The organism is Acidobacteriota bacterium (assembly GCA_016184105.1).
GTDB lineage: Bacteria > Acidobacteriota > Vicinamibacteria > Vicinamibacterales > 2-12-FULL-66-21 > JACPDI01.
Window position 1 is genome coordinate 1 of record JACPDI010000026.1, and the last position, 24,673, is coordinate 24,673.

The 24,673-nt window shown below is 68.1% G+C and carries 20 protein-coding genes and 1 other RNA gene; 4 read left to right on the forward strand and 17 right to left on the reverse strand.

Annotation, left to right across the window (positions count from 1 at the left end):
- From HYU53_09600 to HYU53_09615, 4 genes are all read left to right on the forward strand, one after another.
- Window positions 1–336, forward strand: a 336-nt coding sequence (locus tag HYU53_09600) for a molybdopterin-dependent oxidoreductase (GenBank protein ID MBI2221448.1), incomplete at its 5' end; no start/stop codon positions are given.
- Window positions 326–1,405, forward strand: coding sequence for an amidohydrolase family protein (locus HYU53_09605; GenBank protein ID MBI2221449.1), 1,080 nt, complete (start codon window positions 326–328; stop codon window positions 1,403–1,405). The genes HYU53_09600 and HYU53_09605, both read left to right, overlap by 11 nt.
- A gap of 16 nt (window positions 1,406–1,421) precedes the next feature.
- On the forward strand, window positions 1,422–2,921 hold the full coding sequence (locus HYU53_09610) for a pyridoxal-5'-phosphate-dependent protein subunit beta (protein MBI2221450.1): 1,500 nt from the start codon (window positions 1,422–1,424) through the stop codon (window positions 2,919–2,921).
- Window positions 2,921–4,279 (forward strand): pyridoxal-phosphate dependent enzyme, encoded by a 1,359-nt coding sequence (locus tag HYU53_09615; protein ID MBI2221451.1) that lies wholly within the window; start codon window positions 2,921–2,923, stop codon window positions 4,277–4,279. Before HYU53_09610 ends, HYU53_09615 begins: the two co-directional genes overlap by 1 nt.
- 22 nt (window positions 4,280–4,301) lie before the next feature.
- Here HYU53_09615 and HYU53_09620 read toward each other — a convergent pair whose 3' ends face one another.
- The 17 genes from HYU53_09620 to HYU53_09700 form a co-directional block, all read right to left on the reverse strand.
- Window positions 4,302–6,710, reverse strand: a complete 2,409-nt coding sequence (locus tag HYU53_09620; GenBank protein ID MBI2221452.1) for an ABC transporter permease — start codon at window positions 6,708–6,710, stop codon at window positions 4,302–4,304.
- A 138-nt stretch (window positions 6,711–6,848) separates the two neighbouring features.
- Window positions 6,849–8,021: a knotted carbamoyltransferase YgeW gene (ygeW, locus tag HYU53_09625; GenBank protein ID MBI2221453.1), complete on the reverse strand. Its 1,173-nt coding sequence runs from the start codon at window positions 8,019–8,021 to the stop codon at window positions 6,849–6,851.
- Window positions 8,018–9,235 carry a YgeY family selenium metabolism-linked hydrolase gene (locus HYU53_09630; GenBank protein MBI2221454.1) on the reverse strand — a complete coding sequence of 406 codons (1,218 nt, stop codon included), beginning with the start codon at window positions 9,233–9,235 and terminating at the stop codon, window positions 8,018–8,020. Before HYU53_09630 ends, ygeW begins: the two co-directional genes overlap by 4 nt.
- A complete protein-coding gene (locus tag HYU53_09635) occupies window positions 9,228–11,135 on the reverse strand; it encodes a glutamate synthase (GenBank protein ID MBI2221455.1) in 1,908 nt (635 codons plus the stop codon). The genes HYU53_09630 and HYU53_09635 overlap by 8 nt, the downstream gene beginning before the upstream one ends.
- A 66-nt stretch (window positions 11,136–11,201) precedes the next feature.
- Entirely contained in the window at window positions 11,202–11,618 is a 417-nt protein-coding gene (locus HYU53_09640) for a cytochrome c3 family protein (GenBank protein ID MBI2221456.1), read from the reverse strand.
- Between the two features lie 228 nt (window positions 11,619–11,846).
- Window positions 11,847–12,797 carry an SDR family oxidoreductase gene (locus HYU53_09645; protein MBI2221457.1) on the reverse strand — a complete coding sequence of 317 codons (951 nt, stop codon included), beginning with the start codon at window positions 12,795–12,797 and terminating at the stop codon, window positions 11,847–11,849.
- 30 nt (window positions 12,798–12,827) lie between these two features.
- A complete protein-coding gene (locus HYU53_09650) occupies window positions 12,828–13,952 on the reverse strand; it encodes an amidohydrolase (protein MBI2221458.1) in 1,125 nt (374 codons plus the stop codon).
- Between the two features lie 130 nt (window positions 13,953–14,082).
- Window positions 14,083–14,532: an azurin gene (locus tag HYU53_09655; protein ID MBI2221459.1), complete on the reverse strand. Its 450-nt coding sequence runs from the start codon at window positions 14,530–14,532 to the stop codon at window positions 14,083–14,085.
- A gap of 19 nt (window positions 14,533–14,551) precedes the next feature.
- Window positions 14,552–15,715: a multicopper oxidase domain-containing protein gene (locus HYU53_09660; protein ID MBI2221460.1), complete on the reverse strand. Its 1,164-nt coding sequence runs from the start codon at window positions 15,713–15,715 to the stop codon at window positions 14,552–14,554.
- A 29-nt stretch (window positions 15,716–15,744) separates the two neighbouring features.
- A complete protein-coding gene (gene ric, locus HYU53_09665; protein ID MBI2221461.1) occupies window positions 15,745–16,464 on the reverse strand; it encodes an iron-sulfur cluster repair di-iron protein in 720 nt (239 codons plus the stop codon).
- Between the two features lie 135 nt (window positions 16,465–16,599).
- Entirely contained in the window at window positions 16,600–17,289 is a 690-nt protein-coding gene (locus HYU53_09670; GenBank protein MBI2221462.1) for a Crp/Fnr family transcriptional regulator, read from the reverse strand.
- 10 nt (window positions 17,290–17,299) lie between these two features.
- Window positions 17,300–17,811: RNase P RNA component class A (gene rnpB / locus HYU53_09675), an RNA gene on the reverse strand.
- Between the two features lie 20 nt (window positions 17,812–17,831).
- The gene (locus HYU53_09680) at window positions 17,832–19,211 is read right to left on the reverse strand and encodes a sigma-54-dependent Fis family transcriptional regulator (GenBank protein ID MBI2221463.1); all 1,380 of its coding nucleotides are present in this window, start codon (window positions 19,209–19,211) and stop codon (window positions 17,832–17,834) included.
- Complete coding sequence (locus HYU53_09685; protein ID MBI2221464.1) at window positions 19,208–20,713, reverse strand: trypsin-like peptidase domain-containing protein; 1,506 nt, start codon at window positions 20,711–20,713, stop codon at window positions 19,208–19,210. Before HYU53_09685 ends, HYU53_09680 begins: the two co-directional genes overlap by 4 nt.
- A gap of 33 nt (window positions 20,714–20,746) precedes the next feature.
- A complete protein-coding gene (gene ligA, locus HYU53_09690) occupies window positions 20,747–22,759 on the reverse strand; it encodes an NAD-dependent DNA ligase LigA (GenBank protein MBI2221465.1) in 2,013 nt (670 codons plus the stop codon).
- Window positions 22,756–23,748: a polyprenyl synthetase family protein gene (locus HYU53_09695; protein MBI2221466.1), complete on the reverse strand. Its 993-nt coding sequence runs from the start codon at window positions 23,746–23,748 to the stop codon at window positions 22,756–22,758. Before HYU53_09695 ends, ligA begins: the two co-directional genes overlap by 4 nt.
- 122 nt (window positions 23,749–23,870) lie before the next feature.
- A complete protein-coding gene (locus tag HYU53_09700; GenBank protein ID MBI2221467.1) occupies window positions 23,871–24,650 on the reverse strand; it encodes a TatD family hydrolase in 780 nt (259 codons plus the stop codon).
- Window positions 24,651–24,673: the final 23 nt, after the last annotated feature.

A 24,673-nucleotide genomic window follows, 5' to 3' on the forward strand; every position in this document is an offset into this window, starting at 1 on the left:
CAAATCGAAGGCTCGATCCACATGGGCCTGGGTTACGCGCTCACCGAGGAACTCCCCTGTCCCGACGGCATGCCCGCGACGACGAAACTGCGCGAGCTGGGTGTGCTTCGCGCGCGCGACATGCCTGGCGTGGAAGTCATCCTCGTCGAGGAGCCCGAGCCGGAAGGCCCGTTCGGCGCGAAGGGGGTCGGCGAGATCGGGCTCGTGCCGACCGCGGCCGCGGTGGCCGGCGCCCTCGAGGCCTTCGACGGCATCCGCCGCTGCACGCTGCCGATGAAGGACTCCCCGGCCGCTCGTGCGATGAGCGTGGGCCGGATCAGGACCAATGGCCGCTGATCGGCGGCTTTCCGCCCGCGGCTTCGTCAACGCGCACACGCACATCTACAGCGGCCTGGCGCCGTTCGGCATGCCGGCACCCGAGCGCGCGCCGGAGAACTTCGTCCAGATCCTCGGGCGCATCTGGTGGCGGCTCGACCGGGCGCTCGACGAGGCGTCGCTCCGCGCCTCGGCCCGGCTCTACCTCGCCGAGGCGCTGCTCCACGGCACCACGACGCTCATCGATCATCACGAGTCCCCGAACTTCATCGACGGTTCGCTCGATGTCATCGCGGAGGCCTGCGATGAGCTCGGGATCCGCGCCGTGCTCTGCTTTGGGGCGACCGAGCGGAATGGCGGCCGCGACGAGGCACGGCGCGGGCTTGCGGAGTGTCGCCGATTCATCAAGGCGAACACGCGCCCCCTCGTGAAGGGGATCGTCGGCCTCCATGCGCCGTTCACGGTGTCGGACGAGACGATCCGCGAAGCGGGGTCGCTCTGCGCCGAGCTTGCGACCGTTCTCCACGTGCATGTCGCGGAGGACCGCGTTGAGGTGGACGACGCGATCGGGCGCCATTACGCGGGCCCGTTCAACCGGCTGCGTGCGCTCGACGCGGTGCCTGATGGGTCGATCCTGGCGCACGGCGTCCATCTCGGCGACGCCGAGGTCCGCGAAACGGACCAGTGCGGCTGCTGGATCGTGCAGAACCCGCGGTCGAACCGGAACAACGGGGTGGGCTATCCCCGCGCCCTGGGATGCAGCATGCGGGTGGCGCTTGGCACTGACGGCTTCCCCTCGGACATGCGCGCAGAGGTTGCGGCGCTGGTCGACGAGAGCGCGCGGCACGGCGAGGACCGCGGCGTCGCGCTCGGTCGGGCGGACGCCGGACATGTGCTCGCCGCGGAACTCTCAGGGCCCATTGACGATCTCTGCGAGTTCGACGGGAGCGGCCACGTGTCGCGCCTGACGATCGGCGGGCGCGTGGTCGTGCGCAATGGGACGCTTCAAACCGGCGACGCCGAGGAAATCCGGCGGCAGGCGCGCGAGATCGCGCCCGGCGTCTGGCGGCGGATGGCCGACATCACATAAGGACCGAGAGGCACTCGTGACTCAGACCGGCTTCGATACGACCCCTGTGGATGCCGCCGTGCGCAGGCGCGCCGCGGAGCGATTCCGTGACAAAGGCATCACCCTTCCCACCTTCGCACAGCTGGCTGAACCTGCGACGATTCCTCCAGGCATCCAGCGGGCGCTGGAGGCGGTCGATCCCGACGCGCCGCACGCGCTCAACCTGTTCCGCGTCCACTGGTTCAACGACGCGTCGCGCCGCCGGCAGACCGCCGTTCCGGGACACATCGTTCTGCCCCAAGCCCTTACCGGCGTCCGGGCACGCATCGTCGTCGCGCTCGGCGATCGGTTCCCGATGATTCATGCGCACAAAGTGCTGGCCGCGTACGGCTGCCTCGTGCCGCGCATCGTCCGGGGCCATTTCGATCCGACGGCGCGCCGCGCGCTGTGGCCGTCGACCGGCAACTACTGCCGCGGCGGCGTGGCGATTTCGCGAATCATGGGCTGCCGCGGCGTGGCGATTCTGCCCGCCGGCATGAGCGAGGAGCGCTTCCGGTGGCTCGAAGAGTGGGTCACGGCACCGGGCGACATCATGCGGACGCCCGGCACGGAGAGCAACGTCAAGGAGATCTACGACGCGTGCCGGGAGCTGTCGAAGGATCCCGCGAACGTGGTTCTCAACCAGTTCTCCGAGTTCGGGAATTACCTGGCGCACTGGCACGTGACCGGCCGTGCGATGGAGCGGATCGTCGAATCGATGCGCGCGGCGGAGCCGAATCTCTCGCTGGCCGCGTTCGTGTCGGCCAGCGGGTCGGCGGGCACGCTGGCGGCGGGCGATTACCTGAAGGAGTTCTGCGGCGCGCGCGTGGCGGCGGTCGAGGCGCTCGAATGCCCGACGCTGCTGTACAACGGATTCGGGGAGCACAACATCCAGGGCATCGGCGACAAGCACGTGCCGCTCATCCACAACGTGATGAACACCGACGTGGTGGCGGGCGTATCGGACCGCGCCACCGATTCGCTCGAACTGCTGTTCAACGAGCCGGCGGGACGCGAATACCTCGTGCGCCGCCGCGGGGTGGCGCCCGAACTGGTGAACCGGCTGTCGTCTCTTGGCTTGTCCAGCATCTGCAACGTCGTGGCCTCGATCAAGGTGGCGAAGTACTTCGACCTCGGCCCCGATGATCTGGTCGTCACCGTCGCGACCGACGGTGCGATGATGTACGGCACCGAGCGGCAGAAGGCGGTCAAGAAGCACTTCGGCGGGACGTTCGACGCGCTCGCGGCCGGCGAGACATTCGGCGAGCACCTGGCCGGCGTCTCCACCGATCATCTGCTGGAGTTGAGCGCGCGCGACCGCGATCGCATCTTCAACCTGGGGTACTACACCTGGGTCGAGCAGCAGGGCGTTTCCATCGAGGACTTCGAGGCGCGCCGCTCACCGGCATTCTGGAAGAGGCTGCGCCGTACCGTGCCGCAATGGGACGAGATGATCGCGGAGTTCAACCGCGAGGTGGGCGTCGAGGCCGCGATCTGATGGCAGCGTTCCGGCTGGTATGCGCAGCGTGCGGCACGTCGGTTTCAGCGAGCGGCGTCGCTCCCCCGCCGTTTCGGTGCCCCTCGGCCGGCGCGTTGCCGGATGCCGATCATGTCGTCACCAAGCTGCTGGGCGATACGGCGCCACCGTGGCCGGCCGGAGGTGAGAACAACCCGTTCGTCCGCTATCGCACGCTGCTCTTGTCGTACGACGTGGCCCGTACGGCGGGCGCGTCCGATGCAGACTACGTCGAGCGCGTCGAGCGACTGGACAGCGCGGTGGCCACGGTCGCGGGCCATGGATTCAGGGTCACGCCGTTCAGCCGCCACGCCGCCCTCTCCGATGCGCTCGGGTTCTCCCCGCGCGGCGGCGTCTGGGTGAAGGACGAGACCGGCAACGTCTCAGGCTCGCACAAGGGGCGGCATCTTGCCGGGATCATGCTGCACCTGGTGGCGAATAAGTGGGACAGTCACACTTTTCCCGGCGCGGATCAGCGGGAAAAGTGTGACTGTCCCACTTATTCGCTGGCGATCGCCAGCTGCGGCAACGCCGCGCTGGCGGCTGCGGTGGTGGCACGCGCGGCGGGATGGACCCTGCACGCGTTCATTCCGCCTGATGCCGATCCTGGCGTCGTCGAACGGCTGCGCGATCTCGGCGCTTCACTCGTCGTCTGTCCTCGCCGGCCGGGAGAAATCGGGGACCCCTGCTATCTCCGCTTCAAGGAGGCGCTCGCCGAGGGAGCCCTGCCCTTCTGCTGCCAGGGGCCGGACAACGGGCTCACGATCGAGGGGGGCGAGACGCTCGCGTACGAAATGATCGATCAGGCCGGCGGCACGGAACTCGACGGTCTCGTCGTGCAAGTGGGGGGCGGCGCGCTGGCGAGCGCGTGCATCCAGGGCTTCGATCGCGCGGTTGCCCTCGGCCGGCTCCGGCGCGGGCCTCGGATCTACACCATGCAGACGAGGGCTGCGGCGCCGCTCGCGCGCGCGTATGAACGCGTGGCCGGACGCGCGCATTGCACCGGCCTCGACGAGGCGGTTCGCTATGCGGCCACGCACCGGCCGGAGTTCATGTGGCCGTGGGAATCAGAGCCGCGCAGCATCGCGCACGGCATCCTCGACGACGAGACGTACGACTGGCTCGCGGTGGTGCGCGGGATGCTGGAAAGTGGCGGACGGCCGGTGGTGGTGGATGAAGCCACGCTGGTCGCGGCCAACGCGTGCGCCCGCGAGACGACGGGGATCAACGTCGATCACACCGGCTCGGCGGGGCTCGCGGGGCTGTTTGACCTGCGCGCCCGCGGTGTGATCACCGCCGAGGCGAACATCGCCGTCATCTTTTCCGGGATCCGGCGGTGACCGTCCCGGGGCACGCGGCGGCTTACTGCACGCGCAACGCCTGCATGGGATCGATGCGCAGCGCGCGGCGCGCGGGCAGGTAGCACGCCAGCGCCGCGACGCCGACCAGGAGCGTCCAGGAGAACAGCGCGGCGCCGGGCCTGAGCTCGTCCATCTGCGGCAACGCCGCGGCCATCAGGCGGCTGATCGCCACCGTTCCCGCCAGCCCCACCAGGCTGCCGGCGGCCACCGCCACCAGACCGCTTTTCACAAACAACCGGATGATGTGCCCGCTCTGCGCGCCAAGGCTGACCCGCACGCCAACCTCACGAGTCCGCTGCGCCACCGAGTAGCTGACGAGCCCGTACACGCCGATTGCGCTGAGCAGCACGGCAACTCCCGAAAACGTGCCCAGCAGCAACAGTGTGAACCGCGGTGCCCGCGAGGACCGCGCGATCCGTTCGGCCATCAGGAGCGGCGATCCCACCCGCAGCGACGGGTCCGCGGTGCGGACGCGCTCCCGGATGGCCGGCAGCGCCGCCTCCAGGTTGTCGGCACGCACGACGAGATAGGTGGCCCACCGAGGCGACTGCGCGTAGGGGAAGTAGACTTCCGGCTGCGGCGGCACTGCCGCGCGGAACTCCTGCAGGAGATCGCCGGCGACGCCGACGATCGTCACCGCGCCGCCGCCGCGCGCGGACACGACTCGCGCGCCAATCGGATCGGGGGCGGTCACGTACTTGCGGGCGAATGCCTCGTTCACGATCGCGACGGCGGGAGCGCCAGCCCGGTCCTGCGCGGTGAAATCGCGGCCGCGTCGCAGCGTCGCGCCGAGCGTGCGGAAGTAGCCGGGCGCCACGTTGAAATACCTTGCCGGTCCGGAAGCGGTCGGCCCTGAGCCGTCGTCGACTCGAAGCTCCATCGTCTCGGGCCCGCCGAAGAGTGGACCACCGGAGACTGCGCTCGCAGAGCGGACGCCGGGAATTCCCCGGATCTCGTCGATCGCCCGCGCGTAGCCGGCCGCCACTTCGGCTCCTTTTCTTTCGAGCGGCGTGAAAACCGACACCATGGCCAGGTTCACGGGATCGAACCCGGGACGCAGTGTGAGGATCCCCATGAAGGTCTGGGCCGCCAGCATGGCGCCGGTCAGCAGGGCCAGGGCCATGGCGATCTGGGCGCCCACGAAGCCGAGACGCCACCGGTACGCGCGGACGTTCGGCAGAGAGCCGCTCTCTTCCTTCAGCCCTCGCACGACGTCGAGCCGCGTGGCCAGCAGCGATGCGGGCAGCGCCACAGCCAGGCCAGCCGCCGTGCAGGCGGCAAGCGCAAGCCCCAGGACGGGCACGCTCACCGCCACATCGCGGACCCTCGGGATGGCGGGGCCGGCCGCCAGCATCGCGTCCACGAGCCAGGAGGCGAGCATCACGCCGGCCGCACCGCCGGCGAGCGACAGGAGGAGCCCCTCTGCGACCAATGCCCGCACGAGGTCGAACCGGCTGCCGCCAATCGCCTGGCGCACCGCGAACTCACGCCTCCGCACGAGCGCGCGCGCGAGCTGCAGGGCGGCCACATTGGCGCAGGCAATGACGAGCACGAACCCGACGGCCAGGAACAGCGCGCGCAGCGCGCCACCGATCGGACCCACCTCCTGCTCGATCAGCGGACGCACGGCAATGTCCCAGTCGGCGTTGGTGTCCGGATACTGGCGCGCCAGGCGCGCCGCGATCACGGTCATGTCGGCGCGGGCCTCCTCGATGCCTGCGCCACGCCGCACGCGCGCGAGCACCCGCCGGTTCCGGATGTCACGCCCGATGGCGGCGTCGGGATCGATCGACGAAAGAGCGAACAGCTCCACATCCTCGAAGGACGGAAGTTCCGAGACGTGCGGCGGCAGCACCCCAATGATCGTGTACGCGGCCCGGGGTCCGCGCTCGAGGACGAGGGTGCGCCCGATGATAGTGCGGTCGCCCCCAAACCGCTCGCGCCAGTAACCATCGCTGATGACGACCACGCGGTTGCTGCCGGGCCGGTCTTCGTCCGGCCGGAACAACCGCCCGAGTTGAGGCGTCACGGCGAGGAGCTGGAAGATCTCAGGCGTGACGATCGCGGCGTACACCGGCTCGCCTTCCGCCCCGTCGTGCCTCGACATGCCCCAGTCGCGCCACGCGGCGAATGACTCCAGCGCGCCGCTCTGCTCGCGCCAGTCCTGCAGCTCGTTCAGCGACGCCCCCCGCAGGTCGGCCGGCGCATCCCGTCGAACGCCGCCGTCCGCCACCAGCCTCTCCGAGCCGGGAAACGGCAGCGGCGCGAGCAGGACGGCGTTCACGATGCTGAACATCGCGGCTGTGCCAGCCACTCCCACCGCCATGGTCGCGACCGCGGCAGCCGTGAAGCCCAGGCTTCCGCGAAGCGCCCGTGCGGCGTGGCGAAGATCACGCAGGAACGCGATCATCAGTGCCTCGCAGTCAAGAGACGCAATCGTCCACAACCAAGACGCATGCCGCGGAACCTCGCGGAAAGATGGCTTCTACGCGAGGGTTGGCGCCCGGAGTGTTCGCCTGTGGGATCGGGATGTGCCGCGGGCGGGCACTCACCCGAGGCATTCCCGCAAGGCCGCGGCGGGGTCCTCGAACCGCAGCGCCAGGATCATCGCGGCAATGACGAATGGCTTGTAGCCCGCCTCGCGATAGGTATCGAAGCGGGCCCGTTCGAAGACGTCGCGCGACACCTCGCCGGCCTGGCAGTTGACCCCGGTCACGTCCGCCGGCAGGCAATGCATATACAGCGCACGCCCGTTCCGCGTGAGCTTCATGCGCGCATCGTCGCATTCCCAGTTCCTGAACCTCGCATTGTTCTCGAGCGCCTGTCGCTCCAGGTCCGCGAGCTTGTCCTTCTGCCCGCCGCGGAGCAGGCGCGTTCGCTCGCGCATGATCTCGGCCGGCGCCCAACTCTTCGGATAGACGATGTCGGCGTTCTCGAAGGCGGCGCCCATGGAGTCCACGATCTCGAAGGATCCGCCGCTTTCCTTCGCGTACTTCCGGGCCGCCTCGAGCGGTTCGTCCACCAGGTCATAGCCCGGCGGATGCGCCAGGACCACGTGCATGCCGAAACGCGCCACCAATGCCACGATTCCCTGCGGCACCGAGAGCGGCTTGCCGTAGCTCGGCGAGTACGCCCAGCTCATGGCGATCTTCTTGTCGCGCAGCGCGTCGAGGCCGCCGAAGACATTCGCCAGGTGCCGCAGGTCCGCCATGCTCTGCGTGGGATGGTCCAGGTCGCTCTGCAGATTGACCACCCCCGGTCGCCGCGCGAGCACCCCGTTCTGGAAGCTGTCGTCGAGCGAGCCGGCCACTTCGGTCATAAACTCGTGTCCCTCGCCCAGGAACATGTCGTCGCGGATGCCGATCGTTTCGGTGAGAAACCCCACCATCGTCGCGGTCTCCCGCACCGTTTCCCCGTGAGAGATCTGCGACGTGGACTCGTCGAGTTCCTCGGTCGCAAGGCCGAGCAGGTTGCATCCCGATCGGAACGCGTAGCGCGTGCGGGTGGACTTGTCACGGAAGATCGACAGCCCGAGCCCGCGCGGGAAGACACGCGTGGATGCATTGAGCCGGGTCAGGTCCTGCAGGATGTCAGCCGCCTGCAGCACCGAATGCAGCGCCTGGTCGTCGTGCTGCCACGTGAGCAGGAAGTCGCGGTTGAACAATTTCGGATTGAGCGAGCCGAGCGAGTCAATCTTCGCGCGAAGCGCAGCGTGGGTCATCGTGAGTTCCTGAGGAACGCCTGCGGGAATGCCGCGTAGAAGCGCGCGGCGGTGGTCAGGTGGGCCACGGGGCACTGGTCGTCGGGCGAATGCGCGTAGATCTCGTCGCCGGGCCCGAACCCCACGGTCGGCACGCCGAACATCCCGCAGGTGGCGATGCCATTGGTCGAAAACCCCCAGTGCGCCACGCGCGGTTTCGCGCCGAGGGCCTGCTCGGCGGCGCTCACCGCGGCCGCCACGGCCGGATGCCCGTCGTCGAGATACCAGGTGGGATAGTACTTCTTGGTCGGATACGTGAGTCCTGTGTAGGCGGGCCGCGCGTACTCGAGCACGGTCACGGTTGCCCCCGCGCGCCGGACGCTCTCGAGCGCCTCGATCTGCGCAACCGCGCTCTCGAGGGTCTCGCCGCGCGTGAGGCGCCGGTCGAGATGAATCGTGCAGCTGTCCGCCACGGCGCAGAGCGAGGGGGACGTCGCCCGGATGTCCGCAATCGTCACGCTCCCCTTGCCGAGCGTGGGATCGGCCGAGTCGCGCAGGCGCTCGTTCAGGCGCTCGACGTCTGCGATGATCCCGGCCATCTTGTACACGGCGTTCACGCCGCGCTCTGGCGCGGACCCGTGGGCCGAGCGGCCCTGCGTGCGGACCTCGATCTCCATCCGCCCGCGGTGTCCGCGGTACACGCCCATGTTGGTCGGCTCGGTGATGACGACCACGTCGGGGCGAAGCACGCCTTCCCGGAGGATGTACTGCCAGCAGAGGCCGTCGCAGTCTTCCTCCATCACGGTCCCCGTGACCCAGAGCTGGCAGCCCTCGAGGAGCCCGAGGTCCTTCGCAATCCTCGCTCCATACACCGCCGCCGCGAATCCGGCTTCCTGGTCGCCGGCGCCGCGGCCGTAGACGGTGCCGTCGCGCAGTTCCCCTTTGTACGGATCCCGTTTCCAGGTGGAGGGATCGCCGACACCGACGGTGTCGAGGTGCGCGTCGAGCGCAATGACCCTGGGACCGTCTCCCATGCGGCCGAGGATATTGCCCAGGCCGTCGATCTTGATCTCGTCGAAACCCACCTTCTGCAGTTCCGTGCGGGCGCGCTCGATGACGCCCGCTTCCTCGGCGCTCTCAGATGGAATCGCGATCATGTCGCGAAGAAACTGCACCATGTCGCCCGTGAAGCGCTCGGCGAGGCGTGCGATGTCGGCGTGCCGGTTGTCAGGCATGGGAAGAGAGGCAGTTGACGTAGTTGACTTCGCGCGGCGCGAAGAGCGCGGTGCGGAGCCGGTTCATGATTTCAAAGTATGTGAGATCAACCTCGGTCTCGGCGTCGCCGTGCATCGATCCGACGGGGTCGTGTTCGTCAAAATGTACCTCAAAGCCCGGGCCGGCAAATGACACGCGCCCGCCGGCGATCGCCATCCGGTATTCCGTGCCGGAAAACCGCCCCAGCACGACATCGCGCTCCTGCCGGCGCTCCACGTAAAAGCCATCCTGCAGCGGGACGCGGCGCCACCCCTCTTCGCTTCCGAAGAATCGCGGCTTCAGCACATAGGGGCCGCCGTCTTCCGGGCAGAACACGTCGCAGTTGCCGCAGTCGTTGCAGAAATCGGCGAAGTTCCCGATCTGGTGCCGCTCGGTCAGCGCGACGCGCCCTTCTTCCCGCACCACCCACACCCCGGCCTCGCGGCGCGCCTTGGCGACCGGTAGCTCGGCGGCGGGAAGGGCGAGCGTGAAGTTGGCATCGTTCGGGCAGACCGGCACACATTTATCGCACGTAATGCAGTCGAACAGGATCAGGCGCCGGCCGATCTTGTGAGGCGCCTTACGGTTCTGCGCCGCGTGGTAGCGCGGATCCTGCAAGAGGCGCTCGACGTAGGCGGCCGCGGCCGGGGCATGCCTGCTGAATTCCTCGATCGTGCGGGCGCCGGCCGCGTCCATGCGCTCCGCCAGGTTCTGAAAGTACCGGCGCGCGCGCGCGTACCCGCCCGTCTTGAGCAGGTCCGTGCACGAGGTCACCGGCACCAGGCCGAGGGCGACCGCGTCGGCGAAATTGTGCTGGTCGATCCCCGCTGAGAACGAGATTGGATACCGGTCGCCAAAGCGCTCCCGGAACCGTGCGACCAGCCGCATGGCCAGCACGTGGAGCGGCGGCCCCGACAGGTACATGTCGGTCTCGCTCGACGGAAAGAAATCGCGGTGGTTCTCGACAACCAGCGTGTTCGTGAACTTGACGCCGAAGCCGAGGCCAAGCGAGGCGGCCGTGGCCCCCAGGCGCTCGACCATCCCCGTCATCTGGTCCCACGTCAGCTCGCGCGCGAACGCCCGGTCGGGAATCCGCAGCTCGGTGTAGCCGAGCGCCTCGTTCACGATCCAGCGCGTCTCGTCCCTGCCGAGCAGCATCGGGTTCAGTTTCACGATGCAGTGCAGCCGGTGCTCGCGCAGCAGGTGATCGATGATCCGCTCGATCTCGTCGGCCGGGCACCCGTGAAACGTGCTGAGCGTCACGGTGCGGGAGATGCAAGCAGGAAAGTCGAGGTCGCGATGCTGCCGGTACTCATCCGGAATCTGCGATCGGAGCCGCTCCACGGTCGCCGAGGCGTCGCGCATCCCGCGGATGAACGCCTGCACGCGCGCGCTCGTGATCCCGTTGAAGTCGTAGCCGACCGACACGTCGTAGATCGTTTCGCCGAAGCCGGGCGCGAGCGCCAGCTGGCCGCTCGCCGCCAGCATCCGCACGAGCATCGCGGCCTTCACGTACTCTTCGAGTGACTGCTGCAGCTGGAGTTCCTGGGACCACTCGATGTTGAAGCCCACCGTCTGCATGTCGATGCAGGGGCGCGCAATGGTCAGCCGGTCGTTCGCCTGGACGGTCTTCAGCTCGATGATCCGCCCGCCGGCCAGCCAGGACAGCACGATGTTCTGCGCGAGCTGCGACTGCGGGCCCGCGGCGGGCCCGAAGGGCGACGCCGCGCGACGGCCGTGAAACCGAACGCTGAAATCTCGTGACGGGTCACCGAGGACGAAGCTGCGCGCCGGCAGGTCGAAGATCGCGTGGCGGTGCTGCAGTTCGCGAAACGCGCGGCGGACGAGGGCGGGAAACGGGTATGGCGTCAAGACCGCCATGACGAACCGCAGGCTCTGATGCGGCGTCCGAGGACCGGAACAACCGGTCCCCGGAACGCGCGACGGCTAGACGTTCTCTTTCTTGTGGCAGTCAGCGCACTTGGCCGGCACTTTCTTCCCGGCCGCGGCCTGCTTCACGTGGCAGTCCACGCAGGTGCCCTTCTTGGCCATCGGATCGTGGAACGCGGCGCGGGCGGCGGTCTTCATCGGCGCCGTGGCCGTCTTCCCGGTATGGCAGTCCTGGCACTTCTGCTGCTTCGCCTTCAGCGGCTTCTCGGTCTTCGACGCATGATGGCAGGTGTCGCACTTGTCTCCGACCAACGCCTGGTGGGCCTTGTGGTCGAACTTGACGCCGCCCTGCGGGTTGCCCTTCAGAATCACGACCCCGGGCGCTTTCGGCTCCTGGGCCGCGACGCTGACGGTGAACGCGCCGGCGAACGCGACGGCGGCACCGAGCAGGAGGAATCGTATTGCACGTGTCATGTAGGTGGCTCTCCTGGTTGAAAGGGCCGACTGCCGGGTTACCGGCAGATCCCGACCCGTACGACCCAAGGCTTCAACTGCCGTGCCCATGCCGCTGCCGGGGTCGCGGCGCGAGGCGCGACCGGATTCTAGCCACAAACGCCGCGAGTACCAAGCGCGGCCGATGCCGGCGTCCACGCGTGCCGCCGGAATTGCGGAGATCGGCCGAACCCGTTGACGCCCGGGGGCTCAGGCGGTCGCGGTGGCGCGCGACGCCCGGTACCACTCCAGCGTGCGCCGCAGCCCTTCCTCGAACGGCACGATGGGCCGGTAGCCGAGGATGTCCTGCGCCTTGCTGATGTCGGCCTGCGAGTCCTTCACGTCGCCCGGGCGCGGCTCGGCATAGACGGGTTCCACCTCGGCCCCCGTCAGATCCCGGATCGCCCGGAACAGCTGATTGAGCGACACCCGGCCTCCGGTCGCCACGTTGAGCACTTCCCCGCGCGCGGCCGGCGCCGTGCAGGCGCGAAGCACGCCGTCCACCACGTTGGCCACGTAGGTGAAATCGCGCGTGTGCTCGCCGTCGCCATAGATGGTCGGCGCCCGCCCGTCGACCAGGGCGCTCACGAAGAGCGAAATGACGCCGGAGTACGGCGATGAGGGGTCCTGCCGCGGGCCGAACACGTTGAAATACCGGATCGTCACGGTCTCCAGGCCATACAGGCGCGTGAACTGCTGCATGTACAGCTCACCCACCAGTTTCTGCAGCGCGTAGGGCGACAGCGGACCGGTGGGCATGTCCTCGCGCTTGGGCAGGGTGGGCGTGTCGCCGTACGCCGAAGACGAACCGGCATAGACGACACGGCGCACGCGCGCGTCGCGCGCGGCGACGAGGAGGTTCAGCGTGGCGTCGATGTTCGCCCGGTTGGACGCGATCGGATCGGCGATCGACCGCGGCACGGAGGGAATCGCGGCCTGGTGCAGCACGAACTCGCACCCCTCCACCGCGCGGCGGGCCACCTCGAGGTCCGCAAGGTCCCCCTCGATGAACTCGACATCGCCGCCAAGGTGCGCGAGGTTCGAGCGCTTGCCGGTGGCGAGGTTGTCCACCACGCGCACGCGGTCGCCCCGGCGCACGAGCGCCTCGGCGAGGTGCGATCCAATGAAGCCGGCGCCGCCGGTCACGAGGAAATGTGCCATCGGAAATCAACCAAGCAATAACCGTGCTCTCTACGACGCGGGGAACCCGCTCGCGGGCAATCCTCTCACGATCCTGAGCGCGTTGCCGTAATACAGCTTCTTCAACACGGCGTCCGGCAGGTCCATCCCGTAGAGCTTCCAGAACGCGTGGTAATCCCGGTAATAGTCGAAGTACTCGTCCGCCGTCTCGAACGTCCGCCAGTAGTAGGGGTACTCGTCCGGCTGGAAGCTGTCCTTTCCGAACAGGATCCGATCCTGGTATTTCACGAAGAACGCGCGCGCGGTTCGCGGCTGCCGGCCGAGCTCGGCCAGGATCGCCGCGACCTCGGTGTGCACGTTCGGCAGCCGGTCCAGCAGCGCGCCGAGCCGAGCGAGATCGTTGGCGTGATACGCCATGTGCGCCGTGATGAACGTGGTCTTCGGGTGGCGCGCGAACATGCGATCGCGCTCCGCCATCAGCTCCTCGGAGCGGACGCCTTCCTGATGCCGTCTCGAGGGGAACAGGGCCAGCTCGAGCCACCGCTCGTTCGTGAAATCGATCGGGTCGAAGAACGCCTGCGGCTCCGCGGTGTGGATCAGGACGGGCACGTTCAGCCGCGCACAGGTCTCCCAGATGGGATCCAGCTCGGGGTCGTCGAGCGGATCGCGGCTGCCGTCGGCGCGCTTCACGAACATGCCCAGGTCCTTGTAGATCTTGAGTCCGAGCGCACCCGCCCTGATGTCGGCTTCGAGTTGCCTGGCGGCCTTCTGCCCGAAACCCGGACCGACACCCCCGCTGAAATCGACGTTCGCAAAGAGCACCATGCGATCGGCGTGCGGGCTGGTGCGGATCGCGTCGAGACCCTGCCGCAACCGCTCGCCCGAGCCGCCGCTCAGATTGACGAGGACGCGCAGGTTCTGCTGGTCCATCGCCGCGACGACGCGGTCGAAGTCTGCCGGCGCGATGGGCGTGCGCTGGTGGCTGTGGATGTCGATGACCGGAAACTTCGCGCGGGGGCGCGGATGCCCGGGGACGACGAGCGTCGATTTCGGCTTGTACTCGCGGATGCTCGGCGGCGGCCACTCCGGTGTCTGTCCCTGCCCGGGACGCGGCCGAGCCTGGCCGGCCGCCGGTGGCTGCTGGGCGAGCGCCGCGGTCGTGGCCAGCGCCGCCATCGTCGCGATGAGGGTCCTCCGCCGCATCGAACCTCCTGGAAAGAAAAAGCGCGGCCCCGGAGGACCGCGCCAGAGATGTTACCTGAAACCGGGACCGATCGCCGCCGGTCTGAAGACCGGCGACGACACGCTATTGAACGGTAAGAATGCCTTTCATGCCCGCGGCCCAGTGCCCCGGGAACGAGCAGACGTACGGATAAGCCCCCGCCACTTTCGGCGCGGTCAACGTCACTTCCACTTTCTCCCCGGCGCCCGCCAGCGCCGTCGCGGCGAGGACGTTCGCCTTCTGGGCCGGCGCGATGAAGCCCGTGTCGCGGGCGAGCGCACTGGCGTTGATGAACGCCGGCTGATCGACGTTCTTCTTCAGCAGGATCCAGTTGTGGGCCATCACCATCTTCGGCATGTTGCCGGCGACGACCAGCACGATGCGAATCCGCTCGCCCGGTTTCGCCGTGATGCTGGTGACGCTGAACTTCATGTCGTCGGTGCCCTTGATCTCAATGGTGCGCGGCTGCTGTGCCGCAGCCAGGGTGGGGAGCGCCAGCAGCGCGAGCCCCGCGAGTGCCATACGAATACGCATCAACATTCCCCCTGCGTGATTAATGTCCGCCGTGAACGCTCGCGGCGGTGACCGCCGGCGACATCGTGCCCGCGACGAGCTTGCCCATGGCGCCCTTCATCGCGTCGGCGAACTCGTGGTCGACCAGGATGTAATTCCCCGGCTCGGGCACGATGTACTCCAGCACGGCGCCGTTGCTGGCGCCGAGCAGCACCGTCTGCATGCCGCGCGACTCGTTCTTCACGCCCCCCTCGTAGAACACGCGATCGAAGATCGCCCCGATGACGTGCATGCTGGAGGTATCGCTCGGCCCGACGTTGTGCACATAGTACCGCACGCGGTCGCCGACATCAGCCTTCAGCGGCCTGGTCATCATCGAGTCGCGGTGCCCGTTGAACACCACGAGCGAGGGCTGCTTGTTCATCGCCGCCTGGTAGTCGAGCACGTGCAGACCGCCGGGCCCTTCCTTCAGATACAGCTCGGACTGGACGATGACGTACTCCGCGTCCACGTCCGCGTCCGACGGGTAGCCGTCCTTCGGCGACACGATGACCACGCCGTACTGGCCCATGGCCGCGTGCTGCAGCACGGGAGGCGCGCCGCAGTGATACGTGAAGACGCCCGGGTAGTTCGCCACCCATTCCATCTGGATCGTCTCGCCCGCCTGGATCACGCGCCACTTGTCGCCGGGCGACACGGTGCCGGCGTGAAAATCCATCGAATGCGGCATGGGCATCACGCCGGGCTCACCGGTGCGGCCGGACTCGGCGAGCTGCTCGTAGAAGGGCGCGGTCGCGTCCTTCGCGGGCCGGCTCACCTTGACCGCTTCGGCGGACCGGTTCTTCATCGTGAAGACGACACGGTCCCCCTCGCGCACGTGGAGGACGGGGCCGGGAACGGTGCCGCCGAACGTCCATGCCTGGTATCTGACGCCGGGCGCCACCTCCACCGTCTGGACGACGACGTCCATCCGCACCTGGTGCCTTCGATTGCCGGGAGGCAGCGGCGCCACGTACGGGGCCATCGTCACGTAGTCGCCGGAGACCGCCGGTCCGTCGTACTGCTCGGTGAAGACCTTCGCCTCCGGCGTGCCGAAGATCTTCCCGTCCACTTCGAAGGTGGGCGCCGGCTGACCGGCGCCCTTCGCATCGAACTGGCGTGCACTTCCGACGGCGAATCCGCTCAAGCCGACCACCGCGGCAATCGCGCCGAGCACGAGAGTCTTCTGCACGATCAGAACTCCCGTTCGAGGCGCATCGCCCGGGGGAAGAGGATGTTGTTCTCGAGATGGATGTGCACGTGCAGGTCACGCTCGAATTCCGCGAGGCCGCTGTAGAGGCCGCGGAACGTGTTGCACGCCCACTCCGGGACTTCGTACCCGCCGGTGAGCGCGCGCAGCGTCTCGAGCGCCTGTCCGGCCTGCTCGTGCTCCTGCTCCATCACCGAGATCGGCATGTGCAGCGCGCCGAGCGGGAACCGCGTGCGCGGGCCGCGCCCTTCGATCTTCGCCGCCTCGAGCTCCTTCACGGTCGGGAAGAGGATCGCCTCCTCCTTGCCCATGTGGCTCTGCAGCTCCTCGATGAGCCCCCGCAGCGTCGTGACGAGCGCCGGGAACACCCCCGGCAGCTTGGCGCCGTGGACGTCGTTCACCTTGGCGGCCATCGCATCGAGGCGCGGCATTTCCTGGCGCAGCGTATCGTGGTAACGGGCGACGATATGGTCGGCCAGCTCGCCCAGCGGCGCGTCGGACCAGTCGCGGTCGTCGCGCGGCAGCTCGGCGCCCGCAATGGCCGCGGCAAGCTCGGTGAAATCGACGCGGTGCTCGGCGCAGACCTCCGCGAGGGGCTTCCGGCCGCCGCAGCAGAAATCGATGCCGTAGCGCTGGAACACGCGGATGGACGCCGGCTGGGCGGCAGCCAGTTCGCCGACGAGCGTTTCTGGGGTGATGGACATGTGTGATCTCCTCCTGACAGGTCCAGCGTAGCGGGAGGATGCGGGGGCGTCTTTGCGGTAGCGCAACCACAGGAAAGTTCTGGGTGCGCAGTGCTCGCAGGACCCAGCGCCTTGAACCCAGCACCCAGAAGCCAACTACGCTTCGGCGATCGCAAGCAGGCGGTCGGAATTGCGGATGGTCACGCGCTGGCGGCCGGCGGTGATGATCTGCTGCTCGTCCCAGGACGCCAGCAGCCGGCTGACGGTGAAGAGCGTCGTGCCGGTCATTTCGGCCAGGTCCTGGCGGGACAGCGGGAAGTCGATCTCGACCCCCAACTCCACCTTGCGGCCGCTGCTTTCGGCGAGCTTGAGCAGCGCGCGGGCGACCCGGCGCTCGACGCGCTCGGTCATCAGTTGCCGATGCTGCACCTGCAGCTCGTGAAAACGGCGGGCGAGGAACCGCGCCGTGTTGATGGCAATGTCGGGATACTTCTTCATCAGCCCCTCCATCGCCTTCGCATCCCAGGAGAGCGCGACGCAGTCCTCCACCGCCTCGGCCGTGATGGGGTAGGTTCCCTCACCCAGCGCCGCGACGCCTCCGAACGGCTCGCCGGCCGAGAGGATCATGTGAATGACCTGGTGGCCTTCCGGCGTGAGCTGCGTGATCTTCAGCCGACCCTCGGTGAGCACGTAGAAATGGGTGGCCGGGTCGCTCTCGTGAAAGTAATGGCCGGCGGCGGGAACAACGCGCAACCGGGCGTGCGACAGCACGTCGGCGTGTACTGTCGGTGCGACGCCGGTGAACAGCGGAACGTGGGCGAGAATCGTGGGATCGAGAGGACGCATAGACGGTTTCCGCCGCAGCAGGCCGTAAGCCGAATTTTGTCCGCCTCCACCCGCCCCTGCGCCTCCTTTCGGAGGCGCTTCGGCGGGCTTCGGCGCGACGATCATTCCTCTAGGCGCGCCATCGCTGGCGCGCTCGTGCGACCTACCCGGAGGCTTCGGACGGGCCGTCCTGTAGCGCCTCCCTATTTGGTCTTGCTCCGTGCGGGGTTTTGCCTGCCGTCCCCGTTACCGGAGACGCGGTGCGCTCTTACCGCACCTTTTCACCCTTACCTCGACAAGTGGGACAGTCACACAGGTAAGTGGGACAGTCACACTTTTCTCCGGCGTCTCAGCGAAAAGTGTGACTGTCCCACTTACCTGCAGCTGCCCCACTTGCCGGGGCGGTATTTTTTCTGTGCCACTAATCCTTCAGGTTGCCCTGACCGGGAGTTAGCCGGCGCACTGCCCTGCGGAGTTCGGACTTTCCTCCCCGCCGTCGCGCCCTTGCGGGCGCTTCAGCGCGGCGATCGTCTGGCCTGCTGCGGCGGAAATTGTGAAAGAGCTCAACCATCCGTTTCCTGGCGGATGTTGTACTGCTCGAGCTTCTTGTACAGGTTGCTTCGGGGAGTCCCGATGACCTCCGCGGTCTTCGAGATATTCCACGCGTGCTCGCGGAGCTTCTCAACAAGAAACGCACGTTCGGTGCTCTCCTTGAACTCGCGAAGGGTGCCCGAACGCGCGTCACCTCGAACCTCATTATTATCGCCTGCGGCCCCCCGAGGTTCAAGCCGGACCAAATCGCGCAGGTCCTCCACGTCGACACGATCGTCGGCCATGATCACCACGCGCTCGATCGCGTTCCTGAGCTCCCGGATGTTCCCCTTCCAGCGCTGCTGTTTCAGGAACTCCACGGCCTGCGGCGTGAACTTCGGCGCGCGGCGGTTGTTGTCCCGGCTCAACTGCTCTGCAAAGTGCGACACGAGGGCGGGGATGTCGTCGGCGCGCTCCCGCAGCGGCGGCACCTGGATCGGGATGACGCTGAGGCGGAAATACAGATCTTCGCGAAAGGTCCCCTTCGCAATCTCCTCCTCCAGGTCCTTGTTGGTGGCGGCAATGACGCGCACGTCCACTTTGATCGTCTTCGCGGACCCCAGCCGTTCGACCTCTCCCTCCTGGAGCACGCGAAGCACTTTGGCCTGCGTCTTGGCGCTCATGTCCCCGACCTCGTCGAGGAAGATCGTGCCCTTGTCCGCCTGCTCGAACTTGCCAATCTGCTTGTCGGCGGCGCCGGTGAACGATCCCTTCTCGTGGCCGAACAGCTCGGACTCGATCAGTTCCTCGGGAATCGCGGCGCAGTTCACCTGGACGAACCGCTCTTTCGCGCGCAGGCTGTTCCGGTGGATGGCGCGCGCCACCAGCTCCTTGCCCACGCCGCTCTCGCCGAGGATGAGGACGGTGGCGCCAGTCGGCGCCGCCCGCTTGATTGCGTCCTGCACCTTGCGCAAGGACGGCGCCGCGCCGACCATCTGGTACCGCGATTCGACGCCGCGGACCAGCTCCTGGTTTTCCTGCTTCAGGGAGAACTGCGCCGCGGCGTTCCTGATCGTGACGAGCACCCGCTCGGTGCCGAACGGCTTCTCGATGAAATCGAACGCGCCAAGCTTCGTCGCGTCAACCGCGGTCTGAATCGAGGCGTGGCCGGAGATCATCACGATGGGCACCTGGTCGTTGATCTCGCGGAGGCGCCGCAGCGCCTCGATGCCGTCCATCCCCGGCATCTTCACGTCCAGGAAGACGACGTCAGGGGCCTCCTTCTCGAAGGCGGCGATCCCCTCTTCCGCGAGCGCGGCGACCACGCACTCGTATCCCTCGTATTCGAGGATCATCCGCATGTGGTCGCGGATGCCAGCCTCGTCGTCGATGACCAGGACGCGTGTCTTCATGGAGTGTCGAGCGCGATCGTCACGAGCGACTTCTGGCGGACCGCCGGGTCGTACAGGTACAGCGCCAGGACGTCCCCCGCGCGCGACGACGACACGACGCGGTTGAAATCCTGGACCGAGGCGATCGGCTGGCGGTTGATTTCGATGATGATCTGCCCGCGCCGCAGCTCGGAGCCGAACGCGGGGCCCGCCGGATCGATCCTCGTGACGACGACGCCGCGCAGCCCGCCCGGCATGTCGAGGCGGCGCAGGAACGGCAGGTCCAGCTCCCGGACGAAGAAGCCGATCCGGCGCTCGGGGGTGATGGGCGGGGCCGACCCGACCCGCCTGTCCGCCGGTTCGGTGTCCTCGTCGTCGGCTTCGTTCGGCGGACGCTCGGCGAGCTTCACGAGTACGTCGCGTCCCCGTCCGTCGCGCACGACGTGCAGGCGCGTCGCGGTGCCGGGCGCACGCGCGGAGATCTCGCGAATCAACTGGTCGTTGCTCCAGATGTCGCGGCTGTCCACGGCCGTGATCACGTCGTAGGGCTTGATGCCCGCCCGCTCGCCGGGCGAGTTCGGCTTGAGGTCCTGCACCATCGCGCCTCGATTGACCGTGAGGCCCAGCGAGCGCTGCAGCTCGCTGGTGACGTCGGTCAGCATGACGCCGATGTACCCGCGCGAGACCCGGCCGCGCGTCTTCAGCTGCGGGAGGATGGCGCGCGCCTGGTTGATGGGGACCGCAAAGCCGATGTTGTTGGCGCGCGAGCTGATGGCGGCGTTGATGCCGACCACCTCCCCCCGCGAGTTGATCAGCGGGCCGCCGCTGTTGCCGAAGTTGATCGCAGCGTCCGTCTGGATGTAGTCGTCCAGGCTGCGATCGAAGAGCTTGCGGCCGATGAACGAGACCACGCCGACCGTGACCGAGTGCACGTAGCCGAGCGGATTGCCGATGGCGCACACCCACTCGCCGACCCGCAGCGAGCTGGAGTCACCGAGAGTCGCCGCCGGGAGGCTCGGCGAGGGAGGGATGCGGATCAGCGCCACGTCAATCGCGGGATCGGCGCCGATCAGGTCCGCACGGAACGCGCGGCCGTCGGCCAGCGTGACCACGATGCGCTCCGCGCCGTCCACGAGATGATGGTTCGTCAGGATGTAGCCGTCGCGGTCGATGATGAAGCCGCTGCCCGCCCCCTGGCGCGACTCGGATTCGTCCTGCCGATCCAGCCAGTCGTCCGACTCGCGGCGTCCCGGGCGGGTCGAAGGGCCGCCGACGGCGGATGCATCGATGTTGACGACCGCGGCGTTCGTGCGGTCCGCTACGTCCGCGAAGCTGACGATGGGTGAGGGCGGCGAGGGGATGGCGGCCGCGGGCTCGATCGCGGCCGGCGCGGGCGGCGTGACGACGGCGGGGCGGAAGTCGGACACCACACGCGCCGGCGCAACGGTGCCGGCGGCGATCAATCCCAGCAGGAACGTCACGCTGCCGACGAGCCCCAACGTCACAATCGTGAATTTCTTCACGCTCTCTTCACCTGCGGGCGCCCGGTCCGGACGTCACGCTTTCATTATAAGGGCCTTGAACTCATCCTCGGTCAGCACGGGCACCCCAAGCGCCCGCGCCTTCTCGAGCTTGCTGCCCGCGTCGGCGCCGGCCACGAGGTAGCTCGTCTTCCTGCTCACCGAGCCACTCACCTTGCCGCCGCGCGCCGCGATGGCGGCTTCGGCCTCTTCGCGCGTCATTGCCGCGAGCGTGCCCGTCAGCACCAGGGTCTTGCCGGTGAGGGGGCCGTGCGTGACCGGCGACGACGGCGTGCCGGTCATGTTGACACCCGCCTCGTTCAACGCGCGGACCACCTCGACGTTCCGGGGCTCGTCGAAGAACGCCCGGATGGACCTGGCCACCACCGGACCGATGTCCCGAATGGTCTCGAGCGCCTCGACGGGTGCCCGCTCGATGTCCTCCATCGACGCGAACGATGCGGCGAGCGCCTGCGCGCCACGCTCGCCGACGTGTCGGATGCCGATCCCGTAGACCAGCCGCCACAGCTCGCTGCCGCGGCTCCGATCGATTTGGTCGAGGAGCGTGGCCGCCGACTTCCGGCCCATGCGCTCCAGGTCGATGAGACGCTGCGGGTCATCCTTCAGGTGGTAAAGATCCGCGTAGCTCCGGACGAGGCCGGACTCGACGAGCTGCCGGGCGAGCGACTCGCCGAGCCCCTCGATGTTCATGGCCCGGCGCGACGCAAAGTGCATCAACCCCCGCTGCAGCTTCGCCGGGCAGGATGCGTTCATGCAGCGCCACACCACTTCTTCCGCCTCGCGCCGCAGGTCGGACTGGCACGCCGGACAGGTCCGGGGCATCCGCCAGGGAGTCGAATCGTCGGGCCGCTTCGAGAGAATCGGCGCGACGATCTTGGGGATGACGTCTCCCCCTTTCTCCACGATCACCGTATCGCGCTCCCGGATGTCGCGCCGGGCCACTTCCTGCTCGTTGTGCAAGGTGGCGAGCGAGATGGTCGAGCCCCCCAGTTTCACCGGTTCGAGCACCGCGAACGGCGTGACTGCGCCAGTGCGCCCGACGTTCACCGCGATCGTCTTCAGCAGCGTGGTCGCCTGCTGCGCGGGGAACTTGAAGGCGACGGCCCACCGCGGGAACTTCGAGGTGGCGCCCAGGCGGTCGCGCGCCGCGCGGTCGTTCACCTTCACGACGACGCCATCGGTATCGAAGTCGAGCGCCTGTCGCGCCTCATCCCAGTCGTGCGTGAAGGCGAGCAGTTCGTCGATCCCGCTGCACACGCGCCAGTGCGGCTCGACCGGCAACCGCCAGGCCTGCAGCTGGTGGAGCATGTCGGCGTGCCGCGACGGCGCGGCGGCGGCCGGCCCGGAGGGCACCATCTCGTACACGAACGCCGAGAGCCCGCGCCGGGCGACCTGACGGGGATCGAGGTTCCGCATCGCGCCGGCCGCGGCGTTGCGCGGGTTCGCAAAGAGCGGCTCCTCGTTCGCCTCGCGTTCCCTGTTGATGCGCTCGAACGCCCTGCGCGGCAGGTACACTTCGCCGCGGATTTCCAGCCGCCCCGGCAGGCCGGCCGTGATGGACAGCGGGATCGCGCGGATGACGCGCACGTTGGACGTGACGTCCTCGCCGAACGTCCCGTCGCCGCGGGTCGCCCCGCGCACGAGCGCGCCGTTCTCGTAGGTCAGCGCGATGCCCAGGCCGTCAATCTTCAGCTCGGCCACGTACTCGACCGGTCCGGCCGCGGCCAGGCCGCGACGCACGCGGTCGTCGAACGCGCGCAGTTCCTCTTCGCTGTAGGCGTTGTCGAGCGACAGCATCGGCGCGGCGTGCGCCACGGTCTCGAAGCCCTCGACCGGGCGGCCGCCCACGCGCTGCGTCGGCGAGTCAACGGTGACAAGGTCCGGATGTTCGCGCTCGAGCCGATCGAGCTCGCGCATCAGCGCGTCGAACTCGGCGTCGGCGATCTCGGGGGCCTGCTGGAGGTAATACAGGTCTTCGTGCCTGCGGATCTCGGCCCGAAGCGCGGCGATCCGTTCGGCGGGGTTCACCGGTCCCGTGACAGCACGAAATCGGGCAGCGCCAGCAGGGCCTCGCGTTCGGGCGACGGCGGGAAGACCGAGAGCTGCTGCTTGGCGATGGCGGCAAACTCGGTGGCTTTCTCGTACGCCGCATCCACCGCACGATGCTCGACGAGCAGGCGGCGGATCTCGCGCCAGTCCTCCGGCGCCACGGCCCGCTCGTGCACGGCGCGGCGAACCAGGGCATCCGCCTCCGGCGCGCGCTGGAGCAGGTAGATGATGGGCAGGGTGACCTTGCCCTCGCGCAGATCCCCGCCAATCGGCTTGCCGAGCACGTCCTGTTCGGCCGTGAAGTCCAGCAGATCGTCCACGAGCTGGAAGGCCACGCCGAGGCTGAAGCCGTACTCGCGCAGCGCGTGCTCCTGTTCCTGGGTGACCCCGCCGAGCACGCCGCCAATCTGCGCGCAGCCTCCGAACAGGTACGCGGTCTTGCGGCGGATGATGTCGAAGTGCTCGTCCTCGCTGATGTCCACGTCGCCGGTTTTCGTGAGCTGGTACAGCTCCCCCTCGATCATCCGCAGCGTCACGTCGCACAGCAGCCGCACCAGCTCCAGCGAATCGACGGTGAGCGCGAGCGCCATCGCGTTGATGTACAGGTAGTCGCCCACCAGCACGGTGACATCGCTCCCCCAGCGGGAGTGCACCGACACGCGACCGCGGCGGAGTTCCGCTTCGTCCACGATGTCGTCATGGATCAGGGTGGCAGAGTGGATCGCCTCCACGACCGAGGCGTACATCACCGCCTTGCCCCCCTTGTAGCCGGCAAGCCGCGCGGCCATGAGCAGAACGGCCGGGCGCACCCGCTTTCCGCCGCTCGCCTGGATGTAGCGGCCGATCTGCGGTATCAGCTCGACGCGGGACTCGATATGACGGATGAACTCACGCTCGACCGCTTCGAGGTCTTCCCGAATCGGCTCGAAGATCTGCCCGAGGTCAAGCGATGAAGGTGAATTCTGCACAAAGGCTGCTTTCAAACGATACTGAACAATGCGCGGAAGTGTCAATGAAACAAGCGCTTACGCCGGTCTGAAGACCGGCGTCCACAGGCTCGCGTGCAGGCGCCGCCCTTCAGGGGCGGCGATCAAGGCGCGAAGAGCGCGGAAAAATTCGCCAGCGCCTGGGCGGCAATCGTCTCGCGCGTCACGCCGCGCTGTTCGGCGATCACCTCGGCCACGCGGGTCACCCACGCGGGCTCGTTGCGCTTGCCGCGATGCGGGACGGGCGCCAGATAGGGTGCGTCTGTTTCAATGAGAAACTGGCCTTCCGGCACCCAGGCCGCGATATGACGCAGTTCGGGCGCTTTCGGAAACGTAATGATGCCGGCGAAGGAGATGTGAAACCCGATCGCGAGCGCCTCCCGCGCCATGGCGGCGTCGCCCGTGAAGCAGTGGAACACCCCGCGCACGCGCCCCTGCCCCGTTTCCCGGAGGACCGCGAAGGTGTCGGCGGTCGCCTCGCGCGTGTGGATGACCAGTGGCAACCCGCGATCGCGCGCGAAGGCCACCTGCGCGCGAAACACCGCGTGCTGGACGTCGCGCGGGGAGAAATCGTAGTGGTAGTCGAGGCCGACCTCCCCGATGGCGCGAATCCGCGCGTTGGCCGCGAGAGCGGCCTCGAGCACCGCCTCGATCTCCCCGGCGCGCCCCGCGAAGTCTTTCGCCTGGTGCGGATGGACGCCGATCGCGAACCGCACGCCGTCCCACAGCTCAGCGAGCCGAGCGGCCCGCGTGCCCTCCGCCTCATCGCCCGCCGCAAGAATCACGAGCGCGTGCGCGAGGCCCGCGGCCCTGGCGCGCTCGACGACGTCGGCAAGGTCGCCGGCGAAGGCCGCGTCGGCGAGATGGCAGTGGGAATCGATCATGACACCTGTAGTGGTCAGTGGTC